Source organism: Serratia sp. A07, assembly GCF_058725505.1.
Genome location: NZ_JBZXDO010000003.1, coordinates 188,538 through 211,751, shown reverse-complemented (window position 1 = coordinate 211,751; position 23,214 = coordinate 188,538). Strand labels below are relative to the sequence as shown.

At 59.6% G+C, this 23,214-nt stretch carries 24 protein-coding genes, 1 pseudogene and 1 other annotated feature; of the genes and pseudogenes, 10 read left to right on the top strand and 15 right to left on the bottom strand.

Annotated elements, in window-relative coordinates; genetic code table 11:
- Positions 1–26: 26 nt before the first annotated feature.
- The 3 genes from dnaX to AC4PR2_RS04725 form a co-directional block, all read right to left on the bottom strand.
- Positions 27–1,985 carry a DNA polymerase III subunit gamma/tau gene (gene dnaX / locus AC4PR2_RS04735; RefSeq protein WP_060423453.1) on the bottom strand — a complete coding sequence of 653 codons (1,959 nt, stop codon included), beginning with the start codon at positions 1,983–1,985 and terminating at the stop codon, positions 27–29.
- Positions 630–694 (bottom strand) — a sequence feature (DnaX frameshifting element). Its footprint overlaps the gene before it by 65 nt.
- 92 nt (positions 1,986–2,077) lie before the next feature.
- The gene (apt, locus tag AC4PR2_RS04730) at positions 2,078–2,629 is read right to left on the bottom strand and encodes an adenine phosphoribosyltransferase (RefSeq protein ID WP_087763293.1); all 552 of its coding nucleotides are present in this window, start codon (positions 2,627–2,629) and stop codon (positions 2,078–2,080) included.
- Between the two features lie 153 nt (positions 2,630–2,782).
- On the bottom strand, positions 2,783–3,163 hold the full coding sequence (locus tag AC4PR2_RS04725) for a DUF454 family protein (protein WP_159317715.1): 381 nt from the start codon (positions 3,161–3,163) through the stop codon (positions 2,783–2,785).
- A gap of 134 nt (positions 3,164–3,297) precedes the next feature.
- Here AC4PR2_RS04725 and priC point away from each other — a divergent pair, with 134 nt between their 5' ends.
- Together priC and rsmS are read left to right on the top strand one after the other, a co-directional pair.
- Positions 3,298–3,834, top strand: coding sequence for a primosomal replication protein PriC (gene priC, locus AC4PR2_RS04720; RefSeq protein WP_038875000.1), 537 nt, complete (start codon positions 3,298–3,300; stop codon positions 3,832–3,834).
- Positions 3,835–3,942: 108 nt separating this feature from the next.
- Positions 3,943–4,122 (top strand): pleiotropic regulatory protein RsmS, encoded by a 180-nt coding sequence (gene rsmS, locus AC4PR2_RS04715; protein ID WP_016928837.1) that lies wholly within the window; start codon positions 3,943–3,945, stop codon positions 4,120–4,122.
- A gap of 41 nt (positions 4,123–4,163) precedes the next feature.
- Here rsmS and mscK read toward each other — a convergent pair whose 3' ends face one another.
- The 3 genes from mscK to acrR all read right to left on the bottom strand — a co-directional run bounded on the left by mscK (position 4,164) and on the right by acrR (position 8,687).
- Positions 4,164–7,547 carry a mechanosensitive channel MscK gene (mscK, locus tag AC4PR2_RS04710; protein ID WP_330113333.1) on the bottom strand — a complete coding sequence of 1,128 codons (3,384 nt, stop codon included), beginning with the start codon at positions 7,545–7,547 and terminating at the stop codon, positions 4,164–4,166.
- A gap of 100 nt (positions 7,548–7,647) precedes the next feature.
- Positions 7,648–8,001, bottom strand: a complete 354-nt coding sequence (locus AC4PR2_RS04705; protein WP_033647269.1) for a DsrE/DsrF/TusD sulfur relay family protein — start codon at positions 7,999–8,001, stop codon at positions 7,648–7,650.
- An 11-nt stretch (positions 8,002–8,012) separates the two neighbouring features.
- On the bottom strand, positions 8,013–8,687 hold the full coding sequence (acrR, locus tag AC4PR2_RS04700) for a multidrug efflux transporter transcriptional repressor AcrR (RefSeq protein WP_049235198.1): 675 nt from the start codon (positions 8,685–8,687) through the stop codon (positions 8,013–8,015).
- Positions 8,688–8,829: 142 nt separating this feature from the next.
- Between acrR and sdeX the strand changes: the two genes are divergently transcribed.
- From sdeX to ykgO, 4 genes are all read left to right on the top strand, one after another.
- Entirely contained in the window at positions 8,830–10,017 is a 1,188-nt protein-coding gene (sdeX, locus tag AC4PR2_RS04695) for a multidrug efflux RND transporter periplasmic adaptor subunit SdeX (RefSeq protein WP_049199912.1), read from the top strand.
- A gap of 17 nt (positions 10,018–10,034) precedes the next feature.
- Positions 10,035–13,181 (top strand): multidrug efflux RND transporter permease subunit SdeY, encoded by a 3,147-nt coding sequence (gene sdeY, locus AC4PR2_RS04690; protein WP_060423439.1) that lies wholly within the window; start codon positions 10,035–10,037, stop codon positions 13,179–13,181.
- A gap of 186 nt (positions 13,182–13,367) precedes the next feature.
- Complete coding sequence (locus tag AC4PR2_RS04685; RefSeq protein ID WP_004940303.1) at positions 13,368–13,622, top strand: type B 50S ribosomal protein L31; 255 nt, start codon at positions 13,368–13,370, stop codon at positions 13,620–13,622.
- 12 nt (positions 13,623–13,634) lie between these two features.
- Complete coding sequence (gene ykgO / locus AC4PR2_RS04680) at positions 13,635–13,775, top strand: type B 50S ribosomal protein L36 (RefSeq protein ID WP_004940304.1); 141 nt, start codon at positions 13,635–13,637, stop codon at positions 13,773–13,775.
- Between the two features lie 105 nt (positions 13,776–13,880).
- Here ykgO and AC4PR2_RS04675 read toward each other — a convergent pair whose 3' ends face one another.
- Genes AC4PR2_RS04675 through AC4PR2_RS04660 form a run of 4 tightly spaced genes read right to left on the bottom strand, consistent with a single transcriptional unit; the run spans position 13,881 to position 16,489 of the window.
- Positions 13,881–14,759 (bottom strand): metal ABC transporter substrate-binding protein, encoded by an 879-nt coding sequence (locus tag AC4PR2_RS04675; RefSeq protein WP_089185570.1) that lies wholly within the window; start codon positions 14,757–14,759, stop codon positions 13,881–13,883.
- A 25-nt stretch (positions 14,760–14,784) separates the two neighbouring features.
- Complete coding sequence (locus AC4PR2_RS04670; RefSeq protein ID WP_038874980.1) at positions 14,785–15,642, bottom strand: metal ABC transporter permease; 858 nt, start codon at positions 15,640–15,642, stop codon at positions 14,785–14,787.
- Entirely contained in the window at positions 15,639–16,352 is a 714-nt protein-coding gene (locus AC4PR2_RS04665) for a metal ABC transporter ATP-binding protein (RefSeq protein WP_060423430.1), read from the bottom strand. The genes AC4PR2_RS04670 and AC4PR2_RS04665 overlap by 4 nt, the downstream gene beginning before the upstream one ends.
- Entirely contained in the window at positions 16,349–16,489 is a 141-nt protein-coding gene (locus AC4PR2_RS04660; RefSeq protein WP_154292170.1) for a hypothetical protein, read from the bottom strand. The genes AC4PR2_RS04665 and AC4PR2_RS04660 overlap by 4 nt, the downstream gene beginning before the upstream one ends.
- A 272-nt stretch (positions 16,490–16,761) precedes the next feature.
- On the opposite strand from AC4PR2_RS04660, the gene AC4PR2_RS04655 reads away from it, so the two are divergent.
- The 3 genes from AC4PR2_RS04655 to hha all read left to right on the top strand — a co-directional run bounded on the left by AC4PR2_RS04655 (position 16,762) and on the right by hha (position 17,896).
- On the top strand, positions 16,762–17,115 hold the full coding sequence (locus AC4PR2_RS04655) for a hypothetical protein (RefSeq protein WP_060423427.1): 354 nt from the start codon (positions 16,762–16,764) through the stop codon (positions 17,113–17,115).
- 158 nt (positions 17,116–17,273) lie between these two features.
- Positions 17,274–17,642, top strand: a complete 369-nt coding sequence (gene tomB, locus AC4PR2_RS04650) for an Hha toxicity modulator TomB (protein WP_004940312.1) — start codon at positions 17,274–17,276, stop codon at positions 17,640–17,642.
- A gap of 50 nt (positions 17,643–17,692) precedes the next feature.
- Entirely contained in the window at positions 17,693–17,896 is a 204-nt protein-coding gene (gene hha, locus AC4PR2_RS04645) for a hemolysin expression-modulating protein Hha (protein WP_004940313.1), read from the top strand.
- A 282-nt stretch (positions 17,897–18,178) separates the two neighbouring features.
- Here hha and AC4PR2_RS04640 read toward each other — a convergent pair whose 3' ends face one another.
- Complete coding sequence (locus tag AC4PR2_RS04640) at positions 18,179–18,697, bottom strand: cytochrome b (protein ID WP_047728667.1); 519 nt, start codon at positions 18,695–18,697, stop codon at positions 18,179–18,181.
- A 52-nt stretch (positions 18,698–18,749) separates the two neighbouring features.
- Positions 18,750–20,176: pseudogene (gbpA, locus tag AC4PR2_RS04635) on the bottom strand (N-acetylglucosamine-binding protein GbpA).
- A gap of 252 nt (positions 20,177–20,428) precedes the next feature.
- On the opposite strand from gbpA, the gene gspS reads away from it, so the two are divergent.
- Positions 20,429–20,791 carry a type II secretion system pilot lipoprotein GspS gene (gene gspS, locus AC4PR2_RS04630; RefSeq protein WP_060423419.1) on the top strand — a complete coding sequence of 121 codons (363 nt, stop codon included), beginning with the start codon at positions 20,429–20,431 and terminating at the stop codon, positions 20,789–20,791.
- Here gspS and AC4PR2_RS04625 read toward each other — a convergent pair.
- From AC4PR2_RS04625 to gspL, 3 genes are read right to left on the bottom strand one after another with little or no spacing between them, the layout of a single operon-like run.
- Positions 20,788–21,603: a prepilin peptidase gene (locus AC4PR2_RS04625; RefSeq protein WP_492174921.1), complete on the bottom strand. Its 816-nt coding sequence runs from the start codon at positions 21,601–21,603 to the stop codon at positions 20,788–20,790. The genes gspS and AC4PR2_RS04625 overlap by 4 nt on opposite strands.
- A 35-nt stretch (positions 21,604–21,638) precedes the next feature.
- A complete protein-coding gene (locus tag AC4PR2_RS04620; RefSeq protein ID WP_225529273.1) occupies positions 21,639–22,085 on the bottom strand; it encodes a type II secretion system protein M in 447 nt (148 codons plus the stop codon).
- Positions 22,082–23,212, bottom strand: coding sequence for a type II secretion system protein GspL (gspL, locus tag AC4PR2_RS04615; RefSeq protein ID WP_060423408.1), 1,131 nt, complete (start codon positions 23,210–23,212; stop codon positions 22,082–22,084). The genes AC4PR2_RS04620 and gspL overlap by 4 nt, the downstream gene beginning before the upstream one ends.
- Positions 23,213–23,214: the final 2 nt, after the last annotated feature.

Sequence of the window (23,214 nt, the reverse complement as noted above, 5' to 3'; positions counted from 1 at the left end):
CTAGGGCCGCGCACCTCGCGCGGCGTTTAAAGGGGGCGGATACTCTCTTCATCCAGATCCGCGTCGAAGAACCGGCACAGCGTCTGAATATGGGTATCCGCAACGATGGACTGGCGCGCCTGCGCCAGCTTTTCTTCATAGATGGCTTGTCGCCACTCCAGCGGGGTGCGCTCCGCCGGATTATCGTCCTCTATCACGGTCAGCTCGATCGGGCTGCCGTACAGCTCACCGAGCGCTTCGGCCAACGTCTTCTGCGCCGAAGGCGAATTCAGATGACGCTGCGAAGACCGCAGATGGAGGCAAATCTTGCCCGCTTCCGGCTGCTGCTTGAAGGCGTTCAACGCCAGCTGCTGCACCAGTTTCGGGATCTTCAGCCTGTCGATTTCCGCCGCCCAGGCGTCGCGCTCCAGCGACTCCACCACCAGCTTGGCGGCCAGCTCTGGCGTTTTCTCGTGCTCCAACGCCGTGCGCAGCGCTTTCGGCGTCGCCAGCGGTTCCGGCGCCGCTTCCGGCTCGGTCTGCGCGCGCCAGCGATAGGCTTCCGGCTTGGCCGGTTTTTCCGGCACCTTCTTCTCTGCCAGACGCTGCTGGCTACGCTCGGTCACGGAAGCCAAACGCCCCAGCGCCGAGTTTGCCGGCCGCGCTATTCCTGGCGCCGCCGGCTCATTCTTTTTTGGTGTGGATGCTCCCTGCTGCCGCTGCAGCTGGGACCGCGCTTTCAACAGCTGGGCGGTGGCATCCGGTAATGGGGTCGATGATTGTCGCGGTGGCGCGGCCGGCTGCCCTAGCGGCGGCGGCGCGTCCTGAAACTGCGGTGGCTGTTGCGCTGCGGCGGCCTGCGGCTGCGCCATCGGCGCCGGCGCGGTCTGCACCAACGCCACCGGCTCCGGGATCACCGCTTTCGGGTGAAACGCCAGCGCGCGCAGCAGGGTCATCTCAACCCCCATGCGGCGATCCGGCGCATAGGCCAGCTCTTTGCGGCCCACCAGCAGCGTCTGGTAGTAAAGTTGCACATCGGCCGGCGGCAAAGTGCGCGCCAGCTCGCGCAGCCGTTGTTCCACGGCCGCGTAGTGGTTGTCGAGCATCGAAGGCAGCAGCTGCACCATCGCAATGCGGTGCAGCAGCGCCAGCGTCTCCACCAGCAGGTTTTCCCAGTCCACGCCGCGCGAAGCGGCCTGCGCGACCTGCGCCATCACCTTTTCGCCGTCGGCGCTGACCAGCGCTTCGAGGATCGCCAGCGGCTGCTCGTCATCGAGCGTGCCGAGCATCTGGCTGACGGTGGCGGCGGTCACCTGCCCCTGCCCCATAGCGATCGCCTGATCGGTCAGGCTCAGCGCATCGCGCATGCTGCCGTCGGCGGCGCGCGCCAGCAGCTGCAGCGCACGGGCGTCGCTGGTGATCTGCTCCGCCGTCAGCACCGTTTCCAGCTGCTGGCGGATCTGATCGACATCCAGCGCCTTGAGGTGGAACTGCAGGCAGCGCGAGAGAATGGTCACCGGCAGCTTTTGCGGATCGGTGGTGGCCAACAGGAATTTGACGTGCGGCGGCGGCTCTTCCAGCGTCTTCAGCAACGCGTTGAAGCTGTGGCGCGAGAGCATGTGCACTTCGTCGATCAGGTAGACCTTGAAGCGGCCGCGCGCCGGCGCGTACTGGACGTTGTCCAGCAGATCGCGGGTATCTTCCACCTTGGTTCGGGAAGCGGCGTCGATCTCGATCAGATCGACGAAGCGCCCCTGCTCGATCTCGCGGCAGTTGTCGCATTGGCCGCACGGCGTGGCGGTGATGCCGGTTTCACAGTTCAGGCCTTTGGCCAGCAGGCGCGCGATGGTGGTTTTCCCCACGCCGCGGGTGCCCGAGAACAGATAGGCGTGATGGATCCGCCCCAGCGAGAGGCCGTTGGCCAGCGCGGTCAGGACATGTTCCTGGCCGACCACGTCTGCGAACGTTTGAGGGCGCCACTTACGGGCGAGAACCTGATAGCTCATTAATACCGGAGAAGTCGAGGAATCTGGAGGGTCATGCTAACACAGCCCCGCGGCGATCCGCGAGGCCGTTGTGCCCAAGGGGCGATGCCGCCTCAATGGCCGGCGAAGTCCACCAGGCAGTAGCAGTCGATGCCCAGCTTGTTCAGACGCGCTTCCCCGCCCAGATCCGGCAGGTTGATGATGAACGCGGCGTCTTTCACTTCACCGCCCAGGCGGCGGATCAGTTTGGTGGTCGCTTCGATGGTGCCGCCGGTCGCCAGCAGATCGTCCACCACCAGCACTTTGTCACCCGTGGTGATGGCGTCGGTGTGGATCTCCAGCTTGTCGGTGCCGTACTCCAGCTCATAGCTTTCGCTGAGCGTGGCGCGCGGCAGTTTGCCCGGTTTACGTACCGGCACGAAACCGACGCCCAATGCCAGCGCGACGGGCGCGCCGAACAGGAAACCACGCGCTTCGGTACCCACCACCTTGGTCACGCCCGCTTCGCGATAGCGCTCAACCAGCAGCTCGATGCTGGCGGCGTAGGCCAACGGGTTTTCCAGCAGGCTGGTCACGTCGCGGAACAGGATGCCCGGCTTCGGATAATCCGGGATGGTTTTGATACTGTCTTTAATAAACTGAAGCTGCTGCGCAGTAGCGGTCATAATTGTTGCCTGATAAAACTGCCTGAAAACCGGCGCGCCGCTCACCCACCGCCCCCGGGTGAAACACACCGGAGAAGAAATGGCAGGCGATCCGCGCACGAAAACGCCCAAATCTATGCAAACTGGCGGACAAATGCAACCGGCGGCGCACAATCAGCGCTGTTTTTGTTGCGACAGGTCAATAACCGGCAGGCGCAGCATAAAGGTCAGCAGAATAACCAGCATCAGCAGCAACAGCCCGCGCACCCACCAGATTTTCACCAGCCACAGCGAACAGGCGAAGGTGAGCACGATCACCAGCACCGCCTTCCATTTCGCCCCCGGCGGCAGCGCGCGATGCTGCTGCCAGTGGCGCAGGTAGGGGCCGAACCAGGAGCGGTGCAGCAGCCAGTGATGAAAGCGCGGCGAAGAGCGGGCGAAGCACCAGGCGGCCAACAGCAGGAACGGCGTGGTCGGCAGCAGCGGCAGCACCACGCCCAACGTCGCCAGCACCACCGCCAGCCAGCCTAAAATGATCAATAACCCACGCGTCATGCGGCTCTTCGCTCCTCAATCGGTTGCCGCCTACTGTAGCATCGGCGCCGCGCCGGCGGAATATGCGTGCGGCGCTTGTTTCACGGCAGGATCGCGGGCAAGCTTACGCCTGTTGAAATCAAGAGGGAGCTTATGTGAGCACTCAGCGTCTATTACAGGTGTTGGCACAACAGATCGCGGCGCTGGCGGCCGAAGTGACCCCGCGCGGCGATGTGCCAATCCCGCAGGCGCGCTTTGACGCCGCCCTGTTCGCCAATCGCGGCACGCGGCTGCGCGACTACCTGGCCGAGGTGGAGAAGAATTTCGCCCAGCTGCAAAGCGCCGCCAACGACAGCCGCACCAGCCAGGTGGCCTTTCTGGCCGAAAAACTGGTGGCTCAGATCGCCGCCCTGCAGCGCGAGCTGGCAACCCAGGCGCTGCGGCGCAAGAACCAGCCGAAAGAAGCCCCCGAGGCCGATCTGTACCACAAGCTGGCAGAGCATCAGGACTACGAACGCCGGCTGATCGGCATGATTCAGGATCGGGAAAGCCTGCTGGGGCGCCAGACCACGCTGGCGGCGCAGCAAAAGCTGCAGCACGAGCTGGCGGCGCTGGAGGGGAGACTGATGCGCTGCCGCCAGGCGCTGGCGCGCATCGAACGCAATATCGAGCGCAAAGAAAACGGTTTTTGAAGATTTATCACAATATTTTAATGATTATTCCCGGTTGCGCGCCGGGTTCACTATACTCTGCCGGTACACGAGTTATTCATCCCATTAATTAATAAAAGCGCAGGTGCTATGTCTCTGGAAAACGCGTCACCCGAACTGCAGCTGGCGGTAGACTTGATTTACCTGCTGGAGTGCAACGAGATCGATCCGGCTACCGCGCTGGCGGCGCTGGATATCGTCAAACGGGACTATCAGGAAAAGCTGCAGCGCGCCGGCGTCACCTCTCCCTATCTGCCTGCCGGGCAGTAACCCGGGACAGCACCGCTGTCCCTATCGTTTTTCAACGCTTATTAGCCCGCCGTCTGGCCGCCGTCATCCGGCGACAGCGTTCTTTTCACTTCCTGCACTTCGTTGCCCTGCTGGTTATGCAGATACACCTCCAGCTGGTTGAAAGCGATGTCGATGTCGTTTTCCCGACACAAACGATCGATTGAGCGGTTCAGCTCGTCCACGGTGTAGCTGCGATCGCGCAGTTCGCGCACATACAGCCGCAGCTCGTGATCCAGCGTGCTGGCGCCGAAGTTGAGGAAGAACACCTGCGGTTCGGGATCGGTCATCACCCGCGGGTTGTCATGCGCCGCCTGCAGCAGCACCTTTTTCACCTTGTCGAGATCGGAACCGTAAGCCACGCCCACCTTGATCAGCACGCGGGTGATGGTGTCGGACAGTGACCAGTTGATCAACCGCTCGGTGACGAACGCCTTGTTCGGAATGATCACCTCTTTGCGATCGAAGTCGGTAATGGTGGTGGCGCGAATGCGGATCTTGCTGACCGAACCGGAGAAGGTGCCGATGGTGATAGTATCGCCGATGCGGATCGGGCGTTCGAACAGAATGATCAGGCCGGAGACGAAGTTGGCGAAGATTTCCTGCAGGCCGAAGCCCAGCCCGACCGTCAGACCGGCGGCCAGCCATTGCAGTTTGTCCCAGGAGACGCCCAGCGATCCCAGCGCAACCACGGCGCCCACGGCGGTGATCAGGTAAGTGAGCACGGTGGTGATGGCATAGGATGCCCCTTGCCGCAGCTGCAGCCGCGACAGCACCACCACCTCCAGCAAACCGGGCAGGTTGCGGGTGAGCACGTAGGCGACGATCACCGCGGCGATCGCCACCATCATGTTGCCCAGCGTCACCGCCTGCGACACGCTGCTGCCCGCCACGGTGCTGGTGTAATGCCACAGCGTGATGCTGTCCAGGTAAGCGATGACCGTCACCAGATCCGACCAAATGGCGTAGAAGGCGCTGGCGAAGATAGCAAACAGCACCAGGGTGGTCAGACGCAGCGACTGCTGGTTGATCTGATCGAGCGCCAGCGGCGGCTCTTCCACCACGGCTTCACCGCCTTCGGCCCCCTCCTTCGCCACGTTTTGCCGCCGCGCCAACGCGCGCCGGTAGGCCAGACGCCGCGCCGCCACGCTCAGGCCGCGCAGCGCGGTCAGGTACACGATATTCCACAGGAAGAACAGATACAGGCTGTCTATCCAACGGCTGGCCAGCCGCAGCGTGGTATAGAAGTAGCCGGCGAACATCAGCCCCAGCAGGATCAGCGGCGTGGCGGCGAGCGCGGTGACCACCACCAGCCGCACGGCGTGCGAGCCCTTTTCACGCCAGCTGTCGCGGCACAGCGGGAACACCAGCACCGTGAGCAGCGCCAGCGTCAACATCACCACGATCTGGCCGATGACGTCTTCCACCAGGCGCAGCGGCGCTTTTTCGCCCAAGACCGACCAGAAGATCAGCGGCTGCAGCGCCAGCCCCAGCCGCAGCGTCTGGCGGCGGTAATGCGCGCACAGGTTGGCGCCGAAGTTGAAATGCCGCTCGGCGATGCCGCCCGGTTTCAGCATGCGGTAGCTGAAGCCGAACACCATCCATGACAGCGCCAGCTGCTGCGACAGCGCCCAGATAAAGTCGCTGATGCCTAAGTCCGCGCGATACATCCAGAAACCGACGCCGAGCAGCAGCGCGGCGCCGGGCAACACCTTCAGCAAGGTCAGCGCGATGGCCTTCGGCGTATGCAGCTGGCCATCGCGTTTAAGCTGCCCCACGTCGTTGGCCAGCTTTTGCAGATGGCCGTCGATCAGCCGGTAGCGCCAGCGCAATAGCCCGATCGCCACCAGCATCGGGATCAGGAACACCAGCGCATTCAAACCGCCCTGCAATAACTTGCCGCCATCGAATTTGATATCGAGCCCGGCGAGCTGATCGCGCACCGCCTCCGGCATCGCCTTCAGCCACGCCAGATCGACCGGCTTGTTGCTGTTGACCCAGAAAATCTGCTGGGTCAGCGTATCCTGCAACGAACCGTAGACGCTGGTCAGCTGCTGCTGGTTGATCTGCAGGTTGATCGATAACGACAGCTGGTTGCTGAGCTGCTTGTTCAGCTGATCCAACAGCTCGCGGCGCATGTCGACAATTTCGTTCAGCGCATCGATCACTTCCGGGCCGGCCTTTTCCTTGCTTTCGGCCACCAGCTGATTGATGTAATCCTCCCCCTTGAACAGATCGTCGCGTTGCTGATTGATATCGAACTGCTCCAGCCGCAGATCGGCGATGCGCGTGTCTATATCCGCCAGCAGCGTGCCCTGCGGCAGGCTCTGCTGCTGCTGATACAGAATGCGCGACAGCACCAGGCTGCCCTTCAGCACCTGAATCTGCTCTTTCAGGTTACGTTCCGCCTGCAGACCGCGATCGAGCCAGTTTTTGACCCGAATATTCTGCTGGAACAGGGTGTTGCTCTCTTCGGTGGCGGCGATCAGCTGCTGGCTCAGCTGGCGGTTGACGTCCAGCTGCTTGCTGACCAACTGATCGTGCTGGATATCGGTGGCGTCTTCCGGGTTCTGCGCCTCTTTGGCGGTTTTTTCAGACAGCGTCAGGCGCTTGCTGTTGACGAGCTCCTGCAGCAGCTGCACCGACCGATCCAGCGCGTCGATATGCGCCGTGGTGTAATCGCGCTGTTTTTGCAGCAGATCTTGTAGCGTGGTATTGGCTTCCAGGCTCTTGCGCTGCAGCTCCAGCTGCGCGTTGAGCAGCGCCTGTTCGGTGTTCAGCATCACCTGCTGGCTGTTGCGCAGCGAATCTTGCCCCGGCGTCTGGCCGCTGAGCTGGCTGCGGATCTCCTGCAGACGCTGCGAAGCGGCGTACATGGTGCTCTGCACCCGTTCAGGCTGGGTTTGCAGCGACACCAGTTGGCTGTTGTAGGTGGAGAGGCTCTCCTGCGCGCTTTGCAGCTCGTCGAGCGTTTGATACAGCCGGCTTTCCAGCTGGCGCAGCGACAGCGGCAGCAGCGCGGCGCGCGCGGCCGCGTTGTCCGTCGGCCGCTTCAGCGCATCCAGTTCGGCGGTGACCTGATTGAGCTTCGCCGGCGCCTGCTGCACCTGCTGTTTAAGCTGTGCGGCGTCCTGCCGGTTGCGCTCGATGGCGTCCAGCAGCTCCAGCGTACGGGTTAAATCCTGTTGGGAGAGCTTTTCGACCGGCGTCAGGGCTTTTTGCTTGTTCAGCGTTTCCAGCTGGCTTTGCACTTCGCTGCGCTGCGGCAGATCGCCGTTCAGCGCCGCCTGTGCCGGCAAGCAGCACGCAAAAATCAGGAAAAGAAGTGTCGCGGCGGCGATGCGCCGCCGGCATGCGCCGACAAACGTGAGCGGCGCCAGAGAAGGCAGAGTCAACCAGCGATGCATGATTTGGCTTCGGATCGGTAAAGAAGCCTGAAGATTATCACGATCGCCGGCGGGCAACGAACAACAAAAGCGTTGCCGGTGATGTCCCGTTGTCGCGAAATCAGAAAGTCAGCACTTTCTCCGCCGCCAGCGTCCACTGCGCCAGCTCGACCAGCGTGCCGATCGCCACGCCGTCCGCCAGCGGCAAGCGGCTGACGCCGCGCGCGTCGGCACAGGTCTTGCACAGCTTGACCGGCACCTGCTGCGCGGTGAGGATCTCCAGCATCTGCTGCAGGTGATACCCTTCGTGCGGCTGCTGCCCGGCCAGCCCGGCCACCACCGCGTCGGACATCAGAAACAGCCGCAGATCGAGGCTGCTCTGCTGCTCTTTCATGGCAATGGCCAACCGCAGCGCATTGAACAAGGATTCATGGCCATAGGCGGCGCCATTGGCGATGAGAACGATGGATGACATGAAATCTCTCCTTATAAAGGAAGGCGGTCGGCGTCAGGCGTCGCCGCATCGGGTTTGAGGCGCAAGGTGGGGCAAAACTGCAGCATCTCCAGAAACGCGTCCACCAGCGCTTCGGCTTCGGCCCGCAGATCGAAACTTTCCGGCATAAACAGCCAGTTTTCCATCAGGCCGGTGATATAACCGCGCAGGATGATCGCCGCACGGCGGGTATGTAAATCGGCGGGCAATTGCTCGTGGTGAATGCAGTTATACAGCACCGCTTCAATGCGTTCGTAGCCGGCGAGGTACAACACCTTGCGCGAATCCAGCAGCGGCATCATTTCACCGACAAACTCGCATTTGTGGAATATAATTTCCATCAACGCCCGTCTACGGCCGTCTTCAACCGTAGACGTCAGAATGTAAATCAGAATTTCTCGGATAACCCGCAGTGGATTATCGGGAAACTTTGCCTGATACTCTGTTTCGAGCTGGTCAATTTTCGGCTCGGTAGATTCCCAAACTTCATTAAACAGGTCTACCTTATTCTTGAAGTGCCAGTAGATGGCTCCACGCGTAACCCCGGCAGCGGTGGCAATATCTGTCAGTGACGTTGCAGCAACGCCACGTTCAGAGAACTCTCTCACCGCAGCATCAAGGATTTGCTGTCGGGTTTCTTGCGCCTGCTGTTTGGTTTTTCGTGCCATGGCATTGTTATTTAGGGGGAGTGTGATTTACATACATTCGCGAATGTATGTACCATAGCACGCACATATAATTAACGCAGCAATGGGTTTTAAAGCTTGTGATCCATTGATCATTTTGAAATCGGACACTTGAGGTTTTTCTATGAACAAAAACAGAGGGTTAACGCCTCTGGCGGCCGTTCTGATGCTTTCAGGCAGCTTAGTGCTAACAGGATGTAACGATAAAGAAACCCAACAGCAAGGCGCCCACCAGCAGGCTCCTGAAGTGGGCGTGGTGACCTTGAAGGCCGAGCCTCTCAACATCACTACCGATCTTCCTGGCCGTACCGCTGCGTATCGTATCGCCGAAGTTCGCCCTCAGGTCAGCGGCATCATCCTGAAGCGCAATTTCGTTGAAGGCAGCGATATCAAGGCCGGGACGTCCCTGTACCAAATCGATCCCGCCACCTATCAGGCCAGCTACGACAGCGCAAAAGGCGATTTGGCCAAAGCACAGGCCAGCGCTTCCATCGCGCGCGTGACGGTAAACCGCTACAAGCCATTGCTGGGTACCAGCTACATCAGTAAGCAGGACTACGACAACGCCGTCTCCACGCTGCAGCAGGCGGATGCCGCCGTGGTGGCCGCCAAGGCCGCCGTGGAAACCGCGCGCATCAACCTGGCGTACACCAAGGTGACCTCCCCGATCTCCGGCCGCATCGGCAAATCCGCCGTGACCGAAGGCGCGCTGGTCAGCAACGGCCAGGCGACCGCCCTGTCTACCGTGCAACAGTTGGATCCGATGTATGTCGACGTCACCCAGTCGAGCACCGACTTCCTGCGCCTGAAGCAAGAACTGGCCAGCGGCGCGCTGAAGCAGGAAAACGGCAAGGCCAAGGTGAAACTGATGCTGGAAAACGGCGCTGAATACGCGCAGGAAGGCACGCTGGAATTCTCTGACGTCACCGTCGATGAGACCACCGGCTCCATCACCATTCGCGCCCTGTTCCCTAACCCGAACGATACGCTGTTGCCGGGCATGTTCGTGCGCGCCCGTCTGGACGAAGGCGTGCGCAGCGATGCGCTGCTGGTGCCTCAGCAAGGCGTTACCCGCAACCCGCGCGGCGACGCGACGGCGTTGGTGGTCGGGGCAGACGACAAAGTTGAGCTGCGTACGCTGAAGGCAGACCAGGCGATTGGCGACAAATGGCTGGTTACCGATGGCCTGAAAGCCGGCGATCGCGTGATCGTCTCCGGCCTGATGAAAGTGCATCCGGGCGCGCAGGTAAAAGTGCAGGAAGTTGACACTCAGGCGCAAAAACAGCCGCAGTCTGAAGCGCAGAAGTCATAAAAAGGAGCCTGTAATACATGGCTAAGTTCTTTATAGATCGCCCAATTTTCGCCTGGGTAATCGCCATCATCGTCATGTTGGCGGGGGTGCTTGCAATAATGAAACTGCCTATCGCGCAGTATCCCACTATTGCACCGCCGGCGGTGAGCATTTCCGCCAACTACCCGGGCGCAGATGCCAAAACGGTGCAGGATACCGTCACGCAGATTATCGAACAGAACATGAACGGTATCGATAACCTGATGTACATGTCCTCCACCAGTGATTCCTCTGGTAGCGTCACCATTACCCTGACATTTGATTCCGGCACCGATCCTGACATCGCGCAGGTTCAGGTCCAGAACAAACTGTCGTTGGCCACCCCGTTGCTGCCGCAAGAAGTTCAGCAACAGGGCCTGAAAGTAGAAAAATCCAGCAGCAGCTTCCTGATGGTGGCCGGCTTCGTTTCCGACGATCCGAACATGACTCAGGACGATATTGCGGACTATGTGGCGTCCAATATCAAGGACCCGATCAGCCGTTCGTCCGGCGTGGGTGAAGTGCAGCTGTTCGGTGCCCAGTACGCGATGCGTATCTGGCTGGATCCGAACAAGCTGAACAACTACCAGCTGACGACCACGGACGTAACCTCCGCCATCACCGAGCAGAACAACCAGATCGCCGCTGGCCAGCTGGGCGGCCTGCCGCCGGTGCCGGGGCAGCAGTTGAACGCCTCGATCATCGCGCAGACCCGTCTGACTTCGCCGGAAGAGTTCGGCAAAATCCTGCTGAAGGTGAATACCGACGGTTCCCAGGTGCGCCTGCGCGACGTCGCTCACATCGAGCGCGGCGCGGAAAGCTACGCGGTTACCGCTCGCTATAACGGCAAGCCTGCCGCCGGTCTGGGTATCAAACTGGCTACCGGTGCCAACGCCCTGAACACCGCCAAAGGTGTGAAAGACGAGTTGGCCAAGATGGCGCCATTCTTCCCGCAAGGGATGAAAGTGGTTTATCCGTACGACACCACCCCGTTCGTTAAAATCTCCATCAACGAAGTGGTGAAAACGCTGATCGAAGCCATCATCCTGGTATTCCTGGTGATGTATCTGTTCCTGCAGAACTTCCGCGCGACGCTGATCCCAACCATCGCGGTGCCGGTGGTACTGCTGGGGACCTTTGCGATCCTTGCGGCGTTCGGCTTCTCGATAAACACCCTGACGATGTTCGGCATGGTGTTGGCGATCGGCCTGCTGGTGGATGACGCCATCGTGGTGGTGGAAAACGTCGAGCGCGTCATGTCCGAAGAGGGGCTGCCGCCGAAAGAAGCGACCCGTAAATCGATGGGCCAGATCCAGGGCGCGCTGGTGGGTATCGCCATGGTGCTGTCGGCGGTATTTGTGCCGATGGCGTTCTTCGGCGGTTCAACCGGTGCCATCTATCGCCAGTTCTCGATCACCATCGTGTCCGCGATGGCGCTGTCGGTGCTGGTGGCCTTGATCCTGACGCCGGCGCTGTGCGCCACCATGCTCAAACCGATCCCGAAAGGCGATCACGGGGTTAAAACAGGCTTCTTCGGCTGGTTTAACCGCATGTTCGAGAAGAGCACGCATCACTATACCGACAGCGTGGGCAACATCCTGCGCAGCACCGGCCGCTATCTGATCATCTACCTGCTGATCGTGGTTGGCATGGGCCTGCTGTTCCTGCGCCTGCCTTCCTCGTTCCTGCCGGACGAAGATCAGGGCATCCTGTTGACCATGGTGCAGCTGCCTGCCGGCGCCACCGAGTCCCGCACCAACAAAGTGCTGGAAGAAGTCTCCGACTACTTCCTGAACAAGGAAAAGGACAACGTGGTTTCGGTGTTTACCGTCGCGGGCTTCGGCTTCAACGGTAACGGCCAGAACAACGGCCTGGCATTCGTCAGCCTGAAAGACTGGGGCGAGCGTCCAGGGGCCGGGAACAAGGTCGAAGCGATCGCGGGCCGTGCCATGGGCGCGTTCTCGCAGATTAAAGAAGGCCTGGTGTTCCCGTTCAACCTGCCGGCGATTATCGAACTCGGTACCGCAACCGGCTTCGACTTCGAGCTGATTGACCAGGGCGGCCTGGGGCACGAGAAACTGACCGAAGCACGTAACCAGCTGTTGGGCATGGTTGCTCAACATCCGGACGTGCTGGTTGGCGTGCGCCCGAACGGCCTGGAAGATACGCCGCAGTTCAAACTGATCGTCGATCAGGAGAAAGCCAAGGCGCTGGGCGTCAGCATCACCACCATCAACAGCACGCTGAGCACCGCCCTGGGTGGTTCGTACGTCAACGACTTCATCGACCGCGGTCGTGTGAAGAAAGTGTACGTACAGGCCGAGGCGCCGTTCCGTATGCTGCCGGAAGACATCAACAAATGGTACGTGCGCGGTACGAGCGGCCAGATGGTGCCATTCTCCGCCTTCTCTTCGGCGAAATGGGAATACGGCTCACCGCGTCTGGAACGCTATAACGGCTTGCCGTCGATGGAAATTCTGGGCCAGGCCGCACCGGGCAAGAGTACCGGTGAAGCGATGAACCTGATGGAACAGCTGGCGTCCAAACTGCCAAGCGGCATCGGTTACGACTGGACCGGCATGTCCTATCAGGAACGTCTGTCGGGCAACCAGGCGCCGGCGCTGTACGCCATCTCTATTCTGGTGGTGTTCCTGTGTCTGGCGGCGCTGTATGAAAGCTGGTCCGTGCCGTTCTCGGTCATGCTGGTATTGCCGCTGGGGGTTATCGGTGCGTTGCTGGCCGCGACGATGCGCGGCATGAACAACGACGTGTACTTCCAGGTGGGGCTGCTGACCACCATAGGCCTGTCGGCGAAGAACGCCATCCTGATCGTGGAATTCGCCAAAGACCTGATGGAGAAAGAAGGCAAAGGCCTGATCGAAGCGACGTTGGAAGCGGTGCGTATGCGTCTGCGTCCAATCCTGATGACGTCTCTGGCCTTCATCCTCGGGGTTCTGCCGCTGGTTATCAGCAGCGGTGCAGGCTCCGGCGCACAGAACGCGGTAGGTACCGGCGTAATGGGCGGGATGATCACCGCCACCGTCTTGGCGATCTTCTTCGTACCGGTGTTCTTCGTGGTGGTTCGCCGCCGCTTCAGCAAGAAGAACGAGGACCTGGAACACAGCCATCCGGTAGAGCACCACTGATCGCTCAGTGATGTGAGCTCCACCCGATAATCGAAAAGGCCGCGCATGCGGCCTTTTTCTTTTGCTTCAGTTGCTTAATGCAAACCGTTCTCATTAATTCACTCTTGTGTGCAATTTGCGCTTGATCGTGATGCCAGGTCGGCGCATAATTATTGTTATAGTATAACATTACACGAGAGAGCCATTATGAAACCCGGCATCCACCCCGATTACCGCACCGTGGTCTTCCACGACGTCAGCGCCAATGCCTACTTCAAAGTGGGATCGACCATCAAAACCGATCGCACCATCGAACTGGACGGCGAAAGCTGGCCGTATGTCACCCTCGACGTCTCTTCCGCTTCGCACCCGTATTACACCGGCAAGCAGAAAGACTATTCCAAAGAAGGCAGCACGGCGCGCTTCCAGCAGCGCTTTGGCCGCTTTATCGGCAATAAGTAACAAGGAACCCCCATGCAGGTATTGAGTTCATTGCGTTCGGCGAAAAATCGCCACCCGGATTGCAAAGTCGTGCGTCGTCGTGGCCGCATCTATGTGATCTGTAAAAGCAATCCGCGATTCAAAGCGGTACAGGGACGTAAGAAAAAGCGTTAACTCCAAAGTGTCATCTGTCGCAAAGCCCCGTTGCTGCTCAACGGGGCTTTTTTATGGCGAGAAAGTGCCTGCAAGCCGTCCCCCGCCGGCAGGCGGGGGCGGAGATTACTTCATGCTGCTCAGCAGCGCGTCGACATTGTGCTTGAACGCCTGCTCATAGGTGGCCGCCGGGCCGCCCGCGCGGGAGAGCGCTTCAGGGTACAGCTCGCCGCCCGCCTTGGCACCGGTGGCGGCGGCAATCTGTTTCACCAGCCGCGGATCGGTCTGATTTTCGATAAAGTAAGCGTTAACCTTTTCCTGCTTGATCTGTTTGATCAGGCCCGCCACGTCGCTGGCGCTGGCTTCTGCCTCGGTGGAAAATCCGACCGGGGCAAGGAAGGTGACGCCATACTCTTGCCCAAAGTAGCCAAAAGCATCATGGCTGGTCAGCACCTTACGTTTCTGTGGCGGTACTGCCGCGAACTGGGTTTTGGCCCACAGATCCAGCTTTTGCAGCTGCTGAATATAGTCGGCTCCGCGCTGACGAAAATAGTTGGCATCCTCGGGATCGGCGGCAATCAGGGCATTCATCACGTTGGTAGCGTACTGTACGCCGTTTTTCATGCTGTTCCAGGCGTGAGGATCGGTAATCGGTTTCCCGTCCTCTTCCATCTGACGAGTGCTGATCCCCTGTGAAGCGGTGATCACCTGCCCTTTATAACCCGAGGCGCTGACCAGGCGATCGATCCACCCTTCCAGCCCCAGGCCGCTGACGAACACCACATCAGCCTGAGCCAGCTTCTTGCCGTCCTGCGGCGAGGGCTCGAAGCTGTGCGGATCGCCATCCGGCCCCACCAGCGTGCTGACCTTGACGTGATCGCCGCCCACCTGTTTGACGATATCGCCCAGAATGGAAAAGCTGGCGACGGCGTCAACGGTCTTCGCCATCGCCCATGGGCTGGCCAGCAGAGCAGCGACCGCCAGCGATATAGGTAAACGTTTCATACTTTCTCCTTGCAAATGGCACTTCTCAACGGCGCGCGAAGGCGCAAATGCCTCCGCGCGTTCCAAACAGGATCGAGACGAAAAAGATGACGCTGGCGCTGAGCACGATCGCCGGGCCGGCAGGCAGCGAAGCGTAATAGGACCACACCAGCCCAATCACGCTGGAAAGCGCGCCGATGCCCATCGCCGTCGCCAGCGTCTGCGGCAGATTGCGCGCCCAGAAGCGCGCGCTGGCGGCGGGCAGCATCATCAGCCCCACCGACATCAGGGTGCCGAGGATCTGGAATCCCGCCACCAGATTGACCACCACCAGCGCCAGAAACAGGCCGTGGATCAGCGCCAAGCGGCGCGGCGCGTTGACGCGCAGAAAAGTCACGTCGAAGGATTCAATCACCAACGCACGATACAGCGCCGCCAGCGCCAGCAGCGAAACCGAGGCGATCGCACCGACCATCACCATGGCCTGTGCATCCACCGCCAGAATCGAACCGAACAGCACGTGCAGCAGATCCACGCTGGAACCGCGCAGCGAGACCAGCGTGACTCCCAGCGCCAACGACCCCAGATAGAACCCGGCGAAGCTGGCATCCTCTTTCAGCGGCGTGCGGCGGCTCACCAGGCCGGACAGCATCGCTACCGCCAGCCCGGCAATAAAGCCGCCCACGCCCATCGCCACCAGCGACATGCCGGAGATCAGATAGCCGATCGCCGCGCCCGGCAACACCGCGTGTGACAAGGCATCCCCTACCAGGCTCATGCGGCGCAGCAGCAGAAACACGCCCAGCGGGGCGGCGCTGAGCGACAACGCCAGGCACGCCATGAGCGCGCGGCGCATAAAACCGAAAGAGAGGAAAGGATCGATAAGCGCATGCCACAGCATCATGGCGACACCGCCCGCAGATCCGGCTGCCGTTCAGTGGCGTGATACCTCGGCACCTGCTCCAGCACTCGCTCGGCCGCGCCCCAGTGGCAAGCCTGCGGCGTCAGCAACAGCGCCTGCGGAAAATGCTCGGCAACCATCGACATATCGTGCAGCACGGCGATCACCGTTCTCCCCTGCCGGTGCAGCTGCGCAATCACCTGCAGCAAAATTTGCGTGGTGGCGCTGTCGATGCCGGTAAAAGGCTCATCCAGCAGGATCAGCGGCGCCTGTTGGACCAGCAGGCGTGCAAACAGCACTCGCTGCAGCTGGCCGCCAGACAGCTCGCCCACCGGGCTGTGCGCCAGCGCACTCATGCCAACGTTCGCCAGCGCCTCATTGACCTGGCTCGCCGCACGCTTGTTCATGCCGCCGAACATGCCGCTTTGCGGCCAACAGCCCATCGCCACCAGATCGCTCACCGCGATGGGGAACTGCCGGTCCAGCTCCGCCTGCTGCGGTAAATACGCTCTGCGCGGTGGCTTTCCGCCGCTAAAACTCAGGCTGCCTCCCAACGGCGGCAACAATCCGGCGAAGGTTTTCAGCAGCGTCGACTTACCTGCCCCGTTGACGCCCACCACCGCAGTGAGCGATCCGGCGGTAAACTGCCCGCTCAGCGGCGGGAAAAGCGGCGTGGCCCCATAGCCAATCGCCAGCTGACGCAAGGTAATCATGGCAGCGACACCGCCCAGAAAATGCCGAGCCACAGCAGGGCCAGCAGCGCAACGGCCCCCGCACAGCGCACGGCAGCGGAGGTGGTAAACAGCGAATTCAGTGACGACGCGGCGTCATGTTGTGAAGAGGGAGTCAATGTCGTGATCAACGCGATGAATTAATGGTTATAATATAACATCACACTCACTGCGACGTCTCAAGCTCTGCCGTGCCAATTAATGCAACGGAACGTAACAGCCCCGCGCAGCGCGCTCTCCCCCGCCACGTTCCCCCTTATCAACCTCAGGGATATTCCCGTTCGACAGAAATGTTGGCATAGGGTAAAGAACTGCGGTAAATCGAAAAATTTACCGACGAGGCCGGAAAAGGAGTAAGATAAGCAGATAACATTGCTGTTGGCCGAGATTAATGCTTGTTACCCTTGCCTGTAGCCTGGAAGTGAACGCACTTTCTGTTAAAAAATTAAAGAAAGTGATTAATGACAATATAGCGGAGTTAGTGCCGGCGCTGACCAGCGGACTCAGTTTTTATTCTGAAAGCGCACGCTATGCCGAGGATTCATTAGAAATACTTGATATAGTGCCACAAGGTGACGGCGGTTATTCAATGAGTTATCGCTATAAGTGGGGCATTTTTAATGCCTGTCTGGATATCAACAGCGAGGATATCATCAACGACAGCGTCCGGTTTCGAGTGACGGCGCGGGGTTTAATCTTCGACATCATTGATAACTCACGTCCATCAACTGCGGATGAATTGTAAGTTTACGTAATAACTGCAGGCCAAACGCGAAAAAATGATTTATATTCATTTTACGGGAAGTTTATTTAACCACCGTTAAGCTGCCTCCGTTCATGATGTAAATCAGCTTACTCACATAGTGTTATCACACCGCAATTAAGACTTACGGAGGGGATGATATGGATGAGTATTCGCCTAAGCGACACGACATTGCTCAGCTCAAATTCTTGTGCGAAAATTTGTATGATGAAGGCATCGCGACCCTGGGAGACAGCCACCACGGGTGGGTCAACGATCCGACATCCTCCGTCAACCTGCAGCTTAATGAGTTGATCGAACATATCGCTTCGTTTGTGATGAGTTATAAAATTAAATACATGGACGAATCAGACCTGTCGGAGTTAGTCGAAGAATATCTCGACGATACTTATACGCTGTTCAGCAGCTACGGTATCAATGATTCCGACCTGCGCCGCTGGCAAAAGACCAAGGCGAGATTATTCAGAATGTTCTCAGGAGAGGACATCTGTACGACAATGAAAACTTAGGGGATAATTATTCCCGAGCTATTTTACGGTTATTAAACTAAAAGGCCACCATGACTAAAACCGACTATCTGATGCGTTTACGTAAATGCACCACGATTGATACTCTCGAACGTGTTATTGAGAAAAATAAGTACGAGCTTTCCGATGATGAACTGGAGCTGTTTTACTCAGCGGCCGATCACCGTCTGGCGGAGCTCACCATGAACAAACTGTATGACAAAATCCCCACCTCCGTTTGGAAATATGTCAGGTAATCAGACCCCAACGCGTTGAGCCGATGCTTTTATCGGCTTCAATGTCCACGTTGAATACGTATTTTTCCTATTGACAATGAAATGTTAATTACGTTCATCTTTATCGTTAATAATAAATAGACACACTTCTCTGTTCCTGTTCGGGGTATAACGCGATTAACGCGTGATGACTCTCGCCCCTGCTTTACGGCCACCAGCGTAACGGCCATGCCGCCAACTCCCCTATGCTCCTCGCGGCCACGCCGCCGCACTGCCTCCGGGCGGCGTGATCGCCCCGTAAAATCAGAGCATGCGGCGCAAAATCGCCTGCCGGGCAAAACAGTGGTGTTTAATCACCGCCGCGACGTGCAGCACGATCATGGCCGACAGCGCGATACACGCATAACGGTGCACGGCGAAAAAGAAGCGGTTAACGTCGAGATTTGCAATCGGGCGTGGGAAGTCAATCGCGCCGAAAACGGCAAAGCCGTGCTCTAGCATGAGGAATCCGCTGAGCAGCACCACGAAAATCAGCAGGTAGAATATTTCGTGCAGCAAATGCACCAATCCCTTCTGGTGCCCTTGCAACATATCGCCATAGGGCACCTTCGGCCGGAAAAAGCGCCAGATAAAGCGCGCCGCCATCAGCGGTGTCAGCACCAAGGCCAACGACATATTGGTCACGGAGAAAAAAGCGAAGATGCGCGCATCCGTCATAAAATGCAGCGAATAACCAACGATCATTACGTAGATCATGACCGCGGCAATGCCCCAATGCAGTAACCGACTGAAAAGATCGTAACGGGCAGGTTCGTGTGACATAAAACTCCTTGAAAAGCGGCCATCGCTGGCCGCTTGGCTATCCGATTTACGCTTACTTTTTCAGGATCCAGGCATCCTGCCAGTTGGATCCCACGCCCGGCTCATAATGAGTCGCGCCGCTGTTCCACTGCATGCAGTAACCGCTGTAAGGGAAAGGTTTGCACTGATACACCTTACCGTTCTTCGGCTGCAGCACCGTGGTGCCGGCGGTGTATTTACTCAGCTCGTTCGGGAAGACGAAGTTGTAGTCGCCGTTGCCGCCACCGCCGGTGGAGTCTGCTTCCAGGTTGAAGTTTTCGATATCAGGCTGAATGCTCTGCCCGTTGTCGTTGCTGGCGATCACTTTCAGCATGTGGTGGCCTTCGCTGACGTTGGTCAGCGCGATGGTCAGCGGCTGGCTGGCGTCTTCCAGCGTCTCTTTCACATAGCCTTTCTCCGTCTGGCCGTGATCGTAAACGCGCGCTTCAACCGTCAGCTTGCCTTTGACCTCGGCATTGAAGGTCAGCTGGGCTTTACCGTCCTTGATCTTGGTGCTGGACAGATTGCCGATGCGGATCTCCTCGGTAATGGCCGGCGTTTCTTCCTCATAGGAGATCACTACGCTCTTCATCGGGCTACCCTGCTTGGCGAAGACCGCGTTATGCCGAATACCGGGTTGACGTTGCCTTTGCCGTCTTTCACTCCGGCGCGCACCGTTTTCTGCTCGACGTTGATCTTGGTTGCCAGTGCGTGGCTCCAGCGGTTTTTGTCGGTCAGCGCCTCGCTGTCGATCGCCAGCTCGGTTTTCATCGCCAGCACTTCGCCGCTCGCGTCGAAGAAGCGAGCGATCACTTTATCGCCAACCTGCAGGTTTTTACCGGTGAGGGATCCCTGCAGCTGCTTGCGCCATTCGGATACGACGCCGTCGTCCTCGAAGTTGACGTCAACCACCTGATAGAAACTGTTCACCGTGTCATTGATTTCCCACACGCCGTAAATCACCTGATAGCCGGTTCTCTCCGGCACCACGCACTGGTGCACTTCGCGATCTTTTGGCGCCTGAGCATGGCCATCAACCTCGCAGAACGGCTCTTTTTCGAAAGCCTCGCGCGACAGCGGCTTGTTCACGTCCCAGTCTTGTTTGGTGATGTAGTAACGCCAGTTATTGGTTTTGTGCTTGGCGGTGTGGTACCAGGTGAACGTCTGCGGCCCCGGCTTCATGGTGTTCAACGCCCAGACGTTGACGCCCTGGCGATCCAGCGGTTCGAAGCCATTAACCCCGCCGCTGGCCAGCTGGCCGTCGAGCGGCGTAGCGCCGCCAGGGAAGCCGGAAATCTGCTCAACGCTCTGCGGTTCCCACTGCGCCCGGCCGCAGTCGGTGTTGCTGCCCAGCTTGCACTTGTAGGCGCGGCTTTCGGGAACTTCGATATACCCATGCGACCAGGCGGCCGACGAGGCAGCAAGCGTTGCCATCATCAGGGCGATTTTGGATAATTTCATTACGACTCCAGTTAAATTTATTGGATTCCAACTGAGTGAGAAGAAACTCAAAGAGATGCGGCGATACCGCGAGAGGAATAATAAGTAGAAGCCCTGAACGCCCGGCACTTAGAATGCATTAAAATAATAAAACCTAATACGGCCAAGATATTAAATGGCATGACAAACGTTTAAAATAATCCGGAAATCGCGAAGCGCCGCCGTACGGCGAAAGAAATAAGCGCACCGTTCCTATTCCACAGAGAGAATAACGTGACATTGAAAAATATCGCCGCAGCGGTCTTGGCCTCCCTGCTGCTCTCCGGCTGCCAGCACGCCGCCAAATCGGCCCCTGACGCCGCCGCCCAACGCGACCAGCTGTCGTCGCTGGTCGGCGCCGGCTTGTTTTTGAGAGAGCGTTGCAATCGCGCCGACATCCCGGCCGACGATAAGCTCACGGCGGCGGCGCTGCAGGAAGCAGAGAAAAAAGGGTGGTCGCCGGCGCTCAATCGCGCCCAGTTGCTTGCTGCAGGTCAACGCGTCGCCGCACAGCTGGCGGCCGACGCCACGCCGCTGCAGGAGAAGTGCAGCGAATTCAATCGGTCACTGGCGCCCTTTCTAGCCCAGCTCCGTTAGCCCCCCAGCGGCAGCGCAAACCATTGGCAGGCCACCGCGCCTGCGCCCGCCGTCGCCAGCCCCGGCCCGAAAGGCAGGGGCTGAGTTCCATCACCGCCGCGCCATACGCGCAACAACAGCCACAGCAGGCTGCCGGCTGAAGCAAACAGCAGGATCGACGGCAAAGCGGCATACCCGCCCCAGGCGCCAAGCGCCGCCAACAGTTTAAAATCGCCGTATCCCAGCCCCTCGCGGCCGGTCGCCAGACGAAATGCCCAATACAGCAGCCACAGCGTCAGATAGCCCGCCATCGCGCCGACCACCGCCGCCGGCAAAAAGGCCGGGTGCGCCAGGCAATGCCACAGCAACCCGCCCCACAACAGCGACAGCGTCAGGCAATCCGGCAGGAGTTGGCGCTCGCTGTCAATCGCCGCCAGCGCCAGCAACAACGCAACAAACGCCAGCATGAAAAACCAATCAACCCCGATGCCGAGACGCCAGGCCAGCATGATTCCCATCAGCATCAGAAATAACTCCACCAGTGGATAACGCATGGGAATAGGGCTGCGGCAATAACGACAGCGGCCACGCAACAGCAGCCAACTTAATAGCGGAATATTATCGAACGCCGATAATTGTTTTATGCATGACGGGCAAAATGAACGCGGCCAAACGAGATCAAATCGCTCGGCCTGCGTCGTTTCTATTTCACGCTCAAGCATGATAGGCAGCCGATAAACGACCACGTTAATAAAACTGCCGACGCACAGACTCAACACGGCGCTAAATAACAGCCAGTGTTCATCCGCCGCCGCGTTTAGGGCGAATAGCATGATTTTTCTGATTCCTGATGATTCGTTAGCGTGGGTTACATCGACGGCTGCGTCGTCACCTGCAGCCGGCTGACCTGCACGACGCCCGGCGCCTGCCCCGCGCGCTCCACGGTGAGCGCGAGCACGCGGATACCGTGCTCGCGCTGCAGGGCAGCCAACCACGACAGCAGGCTTTCGAACGGCACGGGCGGCAGCCTCACCCGCATCTCCGCGTCACTTTCCGTCAGGTCGGCGATGGGAATGCGGTACGCTTGCGCGCTCTGCCGCAGCCGCTCCGGCAGTTGCTCGCGCGCAGCGGCGCCCGGCGGCGAGCGAGCCTGCAGTTGCTGGATGACACGTGCCTGCCCCTGCAGCGCCGCCAGCTGTTGTGCGCTTTTCTGCGCCTGTGAAAACTGATACAGGCAATAGCCGCAGGCTACCAACAACAACAGGCTTAACAACACCGCCCGCCGCAACGCCTTATCGTGCCACCCGATATTCATCGCTCACCTCTCACCGTCAGGACCGCCTGGTTGGGTGCGCCGCCTTCGCTGAACGTCATGCTGACCTCGCCATCGTTAATCGGTGCCGGCAGCGGCACGTCGTTTCTGTTCACCGTCACCACCAGACGATCGTCGGCAGCGTCGAAAGCCAGCGCCTGCAGCTGCGGGGGCGCCCATAAAGCGAGTGCCCCGGCCGCGTAGGGCAGCAGCCTGAACAGCTGCGGCGCATTCAGGGCGTCTTGCATACGCCGCACCTGCGCTTTCGCCGCCTGTTCCGCAAACGCCGGCGCGGTCTGGCCAGGCAGCAGGCGCTGAGACAGTACCGCTATCCGGCTCTCGTTCTGCCGGGCCATCTGTTGGTGATGCAAACCGCCCACCAGCAGCGAACCACTGAGCAACAGCAGCGCGCAGACGGTCTTATCGGGCAGGCGACGCGGCCAGCGTACGCTCGGTTTGAAACGCCCCTGCAGCAGCGTGGCGGGGCTGCTCCAGGCCTCTTGCGCCAGTTGCCAGAGCGGATCCTCGTCAATGCGCGCCGCTTCCCAGCCCGCCGGAATCTCCCCGCCGCAGTGCAAACACCAATCCGGCGTCGGCAGCGGAGTGCAATCCCGCCAGGCATCGGGCAGCGACAAGCTCTGCCCATTCCCCGTTCGGATCAGCCAGCGATCGCGCCAGCGCAGCGCGCTGCATTGGCCCGGCAGCGGCAATGCCAGCACGTCGGGCAGCATTTTATCGGCGCGAATGCCGCAGGCGCTCAGGCGCTCGACCCAGCCCTGCATCTGCGCCAGCGCGACGCCGGCGAGGGTGAAATCACGCTGCGCCTTGCCCAGCACCGCCCAGTGCATCTGCTCGGTATCGGTCAACAGCCCGGCCTCGTGGGCGTAGGCCAGCGCCAGTGGCGTCGCCTGCCGGGCCTTGCCCTGGAATGTCGTTTGTCTCAGCACCACATGACGGGCAGGCACCAGTACCACGACCCGGCTGCCCTGCGCCATGGCTGCCAACTCGCCGCCGCCGTCGGTCAGCTCGAGGCGGGCGCCAAAGCGGCAGCGCGTCTCGCCGACGTGGCCCCAGCGTACATCGGCCATCGAGTCCTCGCTCAGCGCGATAAGCAGGATTGTGTTCGCCACCC

Bases quoted from the DNA above. Each gene is read 5' to 3' on its own strand.
- dnaX (WP_060423453.1), bottom strand. From the start codon at position 1,985: ATGAGCTATCAGGTTCTCGCCCGTAAGTGGCGCCCTCAAACGTTCGCA.
- apt (WP_087763293.1), bottom strand. From the start codon at position 2,629: ATGACCGCTACTGCGCAGCAGCTTCAGTTTATTAAAGACAGTATCAAA.
- AC4PR2_RS04725 (WP_159317715.1), bottom strand. From the start codon at position 3,163: ATGACGCGTGGGTTATTGATCATTTTAGGCTGGCTGGCGGTGGTGCTG.
- rsmS (WP_016928837.1), top strand. From the start codon at position 3,943: ATGTCTCTGGAAAACGCGTCACCCGAACTGCAGCTGGCGGTAGACTTG.
- mscK (WP_330113333.1), bottom strand. From the start codon at position 7,547: ATGCATCGCTGGTTGACTCTGCCTTCTCTGGCGCCGCTCACGTTTGTC.
- AC4PR2_RS04705 (WP_033647269.1), bottom strand. From the start codon at position 8,001: ATGTCATCCATCGTTCTCATCGCCAATGGCGCCGCCTATGGCCATGAA.
- acrR (WP_049235198.1), bottom strand. From the start codon at position 8,687: ATGGCACGAAAAACCAAACAGCAGGCGCAAGAAACCCGACAGCAAATC.
- sdeX (WP_049199912.1), top strand. From the start codon at position 8,830: ATGAACAAAAACAGAGGGTTAACGCCTCTGGCGGCCGTTCTGATGCTT.
- sdeY (WP_060423439.1), top strand. From the start codon at position 10,035: ATGGCTAAGTTCTTTATAGATCGCCCAATTTTCGCCTGGGTAATCGCC.
- AC4PR2_RS04685 (WP_004940303.1), top strand. From the start codon at position 13,368: ATGAAACCCGGCATCCACCCCGATTACCGCACCGTGGTCTTCCACGAC.
- ykgO (WP_004940304.1), top strand. From the start codon at position 13,635: ATGCAGGTATTGAGTTCATTGCGTTCGGCGAAAAATCGCCACCCGGAT.
- AC4PR2_RS04675 (WP_089185570.1), bottom strand. From the start codon at position 14,759: ATGAAACGTTTACCTATATCGCTGGCGGTCGCTGCTCTGCTGGCCAGC.
- AC4PR2_RS04670 (WP_038874980.1), bottom strand. From the start codon at position 15,642: ATGATGCTGTGGCATGCGCTTATCGATCCTTTCCTCTCTTTCGGTTTT.
- AC4PR2_RS04665 (WP_060423430.1), bottom strand. From the start codon at position 16,352: ATGATTACCTTGCGTCAGCTGGCGATTGGCTATGGGGCCACGCCGCTT.
- AC4PR2_RS04655 (WP_060423427.1), top strand. From the start codon at position 16,762: ATGCTTGTTACCCTTGCCTGTAGCCTGGAAGTGAACGCACTTTCTGTT.
- tomB (WP_004940312.1), top strand. From the start codon at position 17,274: ATGGATGAGTATTCGCCTAAGCGACACGACATTGCTCAGCTCAAATTC.
- hha (WP_004940313.1), top strand. From the start codon at position 17,693: ATGACTAAAACCGACTATCTGATGCGTTTACGTAAATGCACCACGATT.
- AC4PR2_RS04640 (WP_047728667.1), bottom strand. From the start codon at position 18,697: ATGTCACACGAACCTGCCCGTTACGATCTTTTCAGTCGGTTACTGCAT.
- AC4PR2_RS04625 (WP_492174921.1), bottom strand. From the start codon at position 21,603: ATGCTATTCGCCCTAAACGCGGCGGCGGATGAACACTGGCTGTTATTT.
- AC4PR2_RS04620 (WP_225529273.1), bottom strand. From the start codon at position 22,085: ATGAATATCGGGTGGCACGATAAGGCGTTGCGGCGGGCGGTGTTGTTA.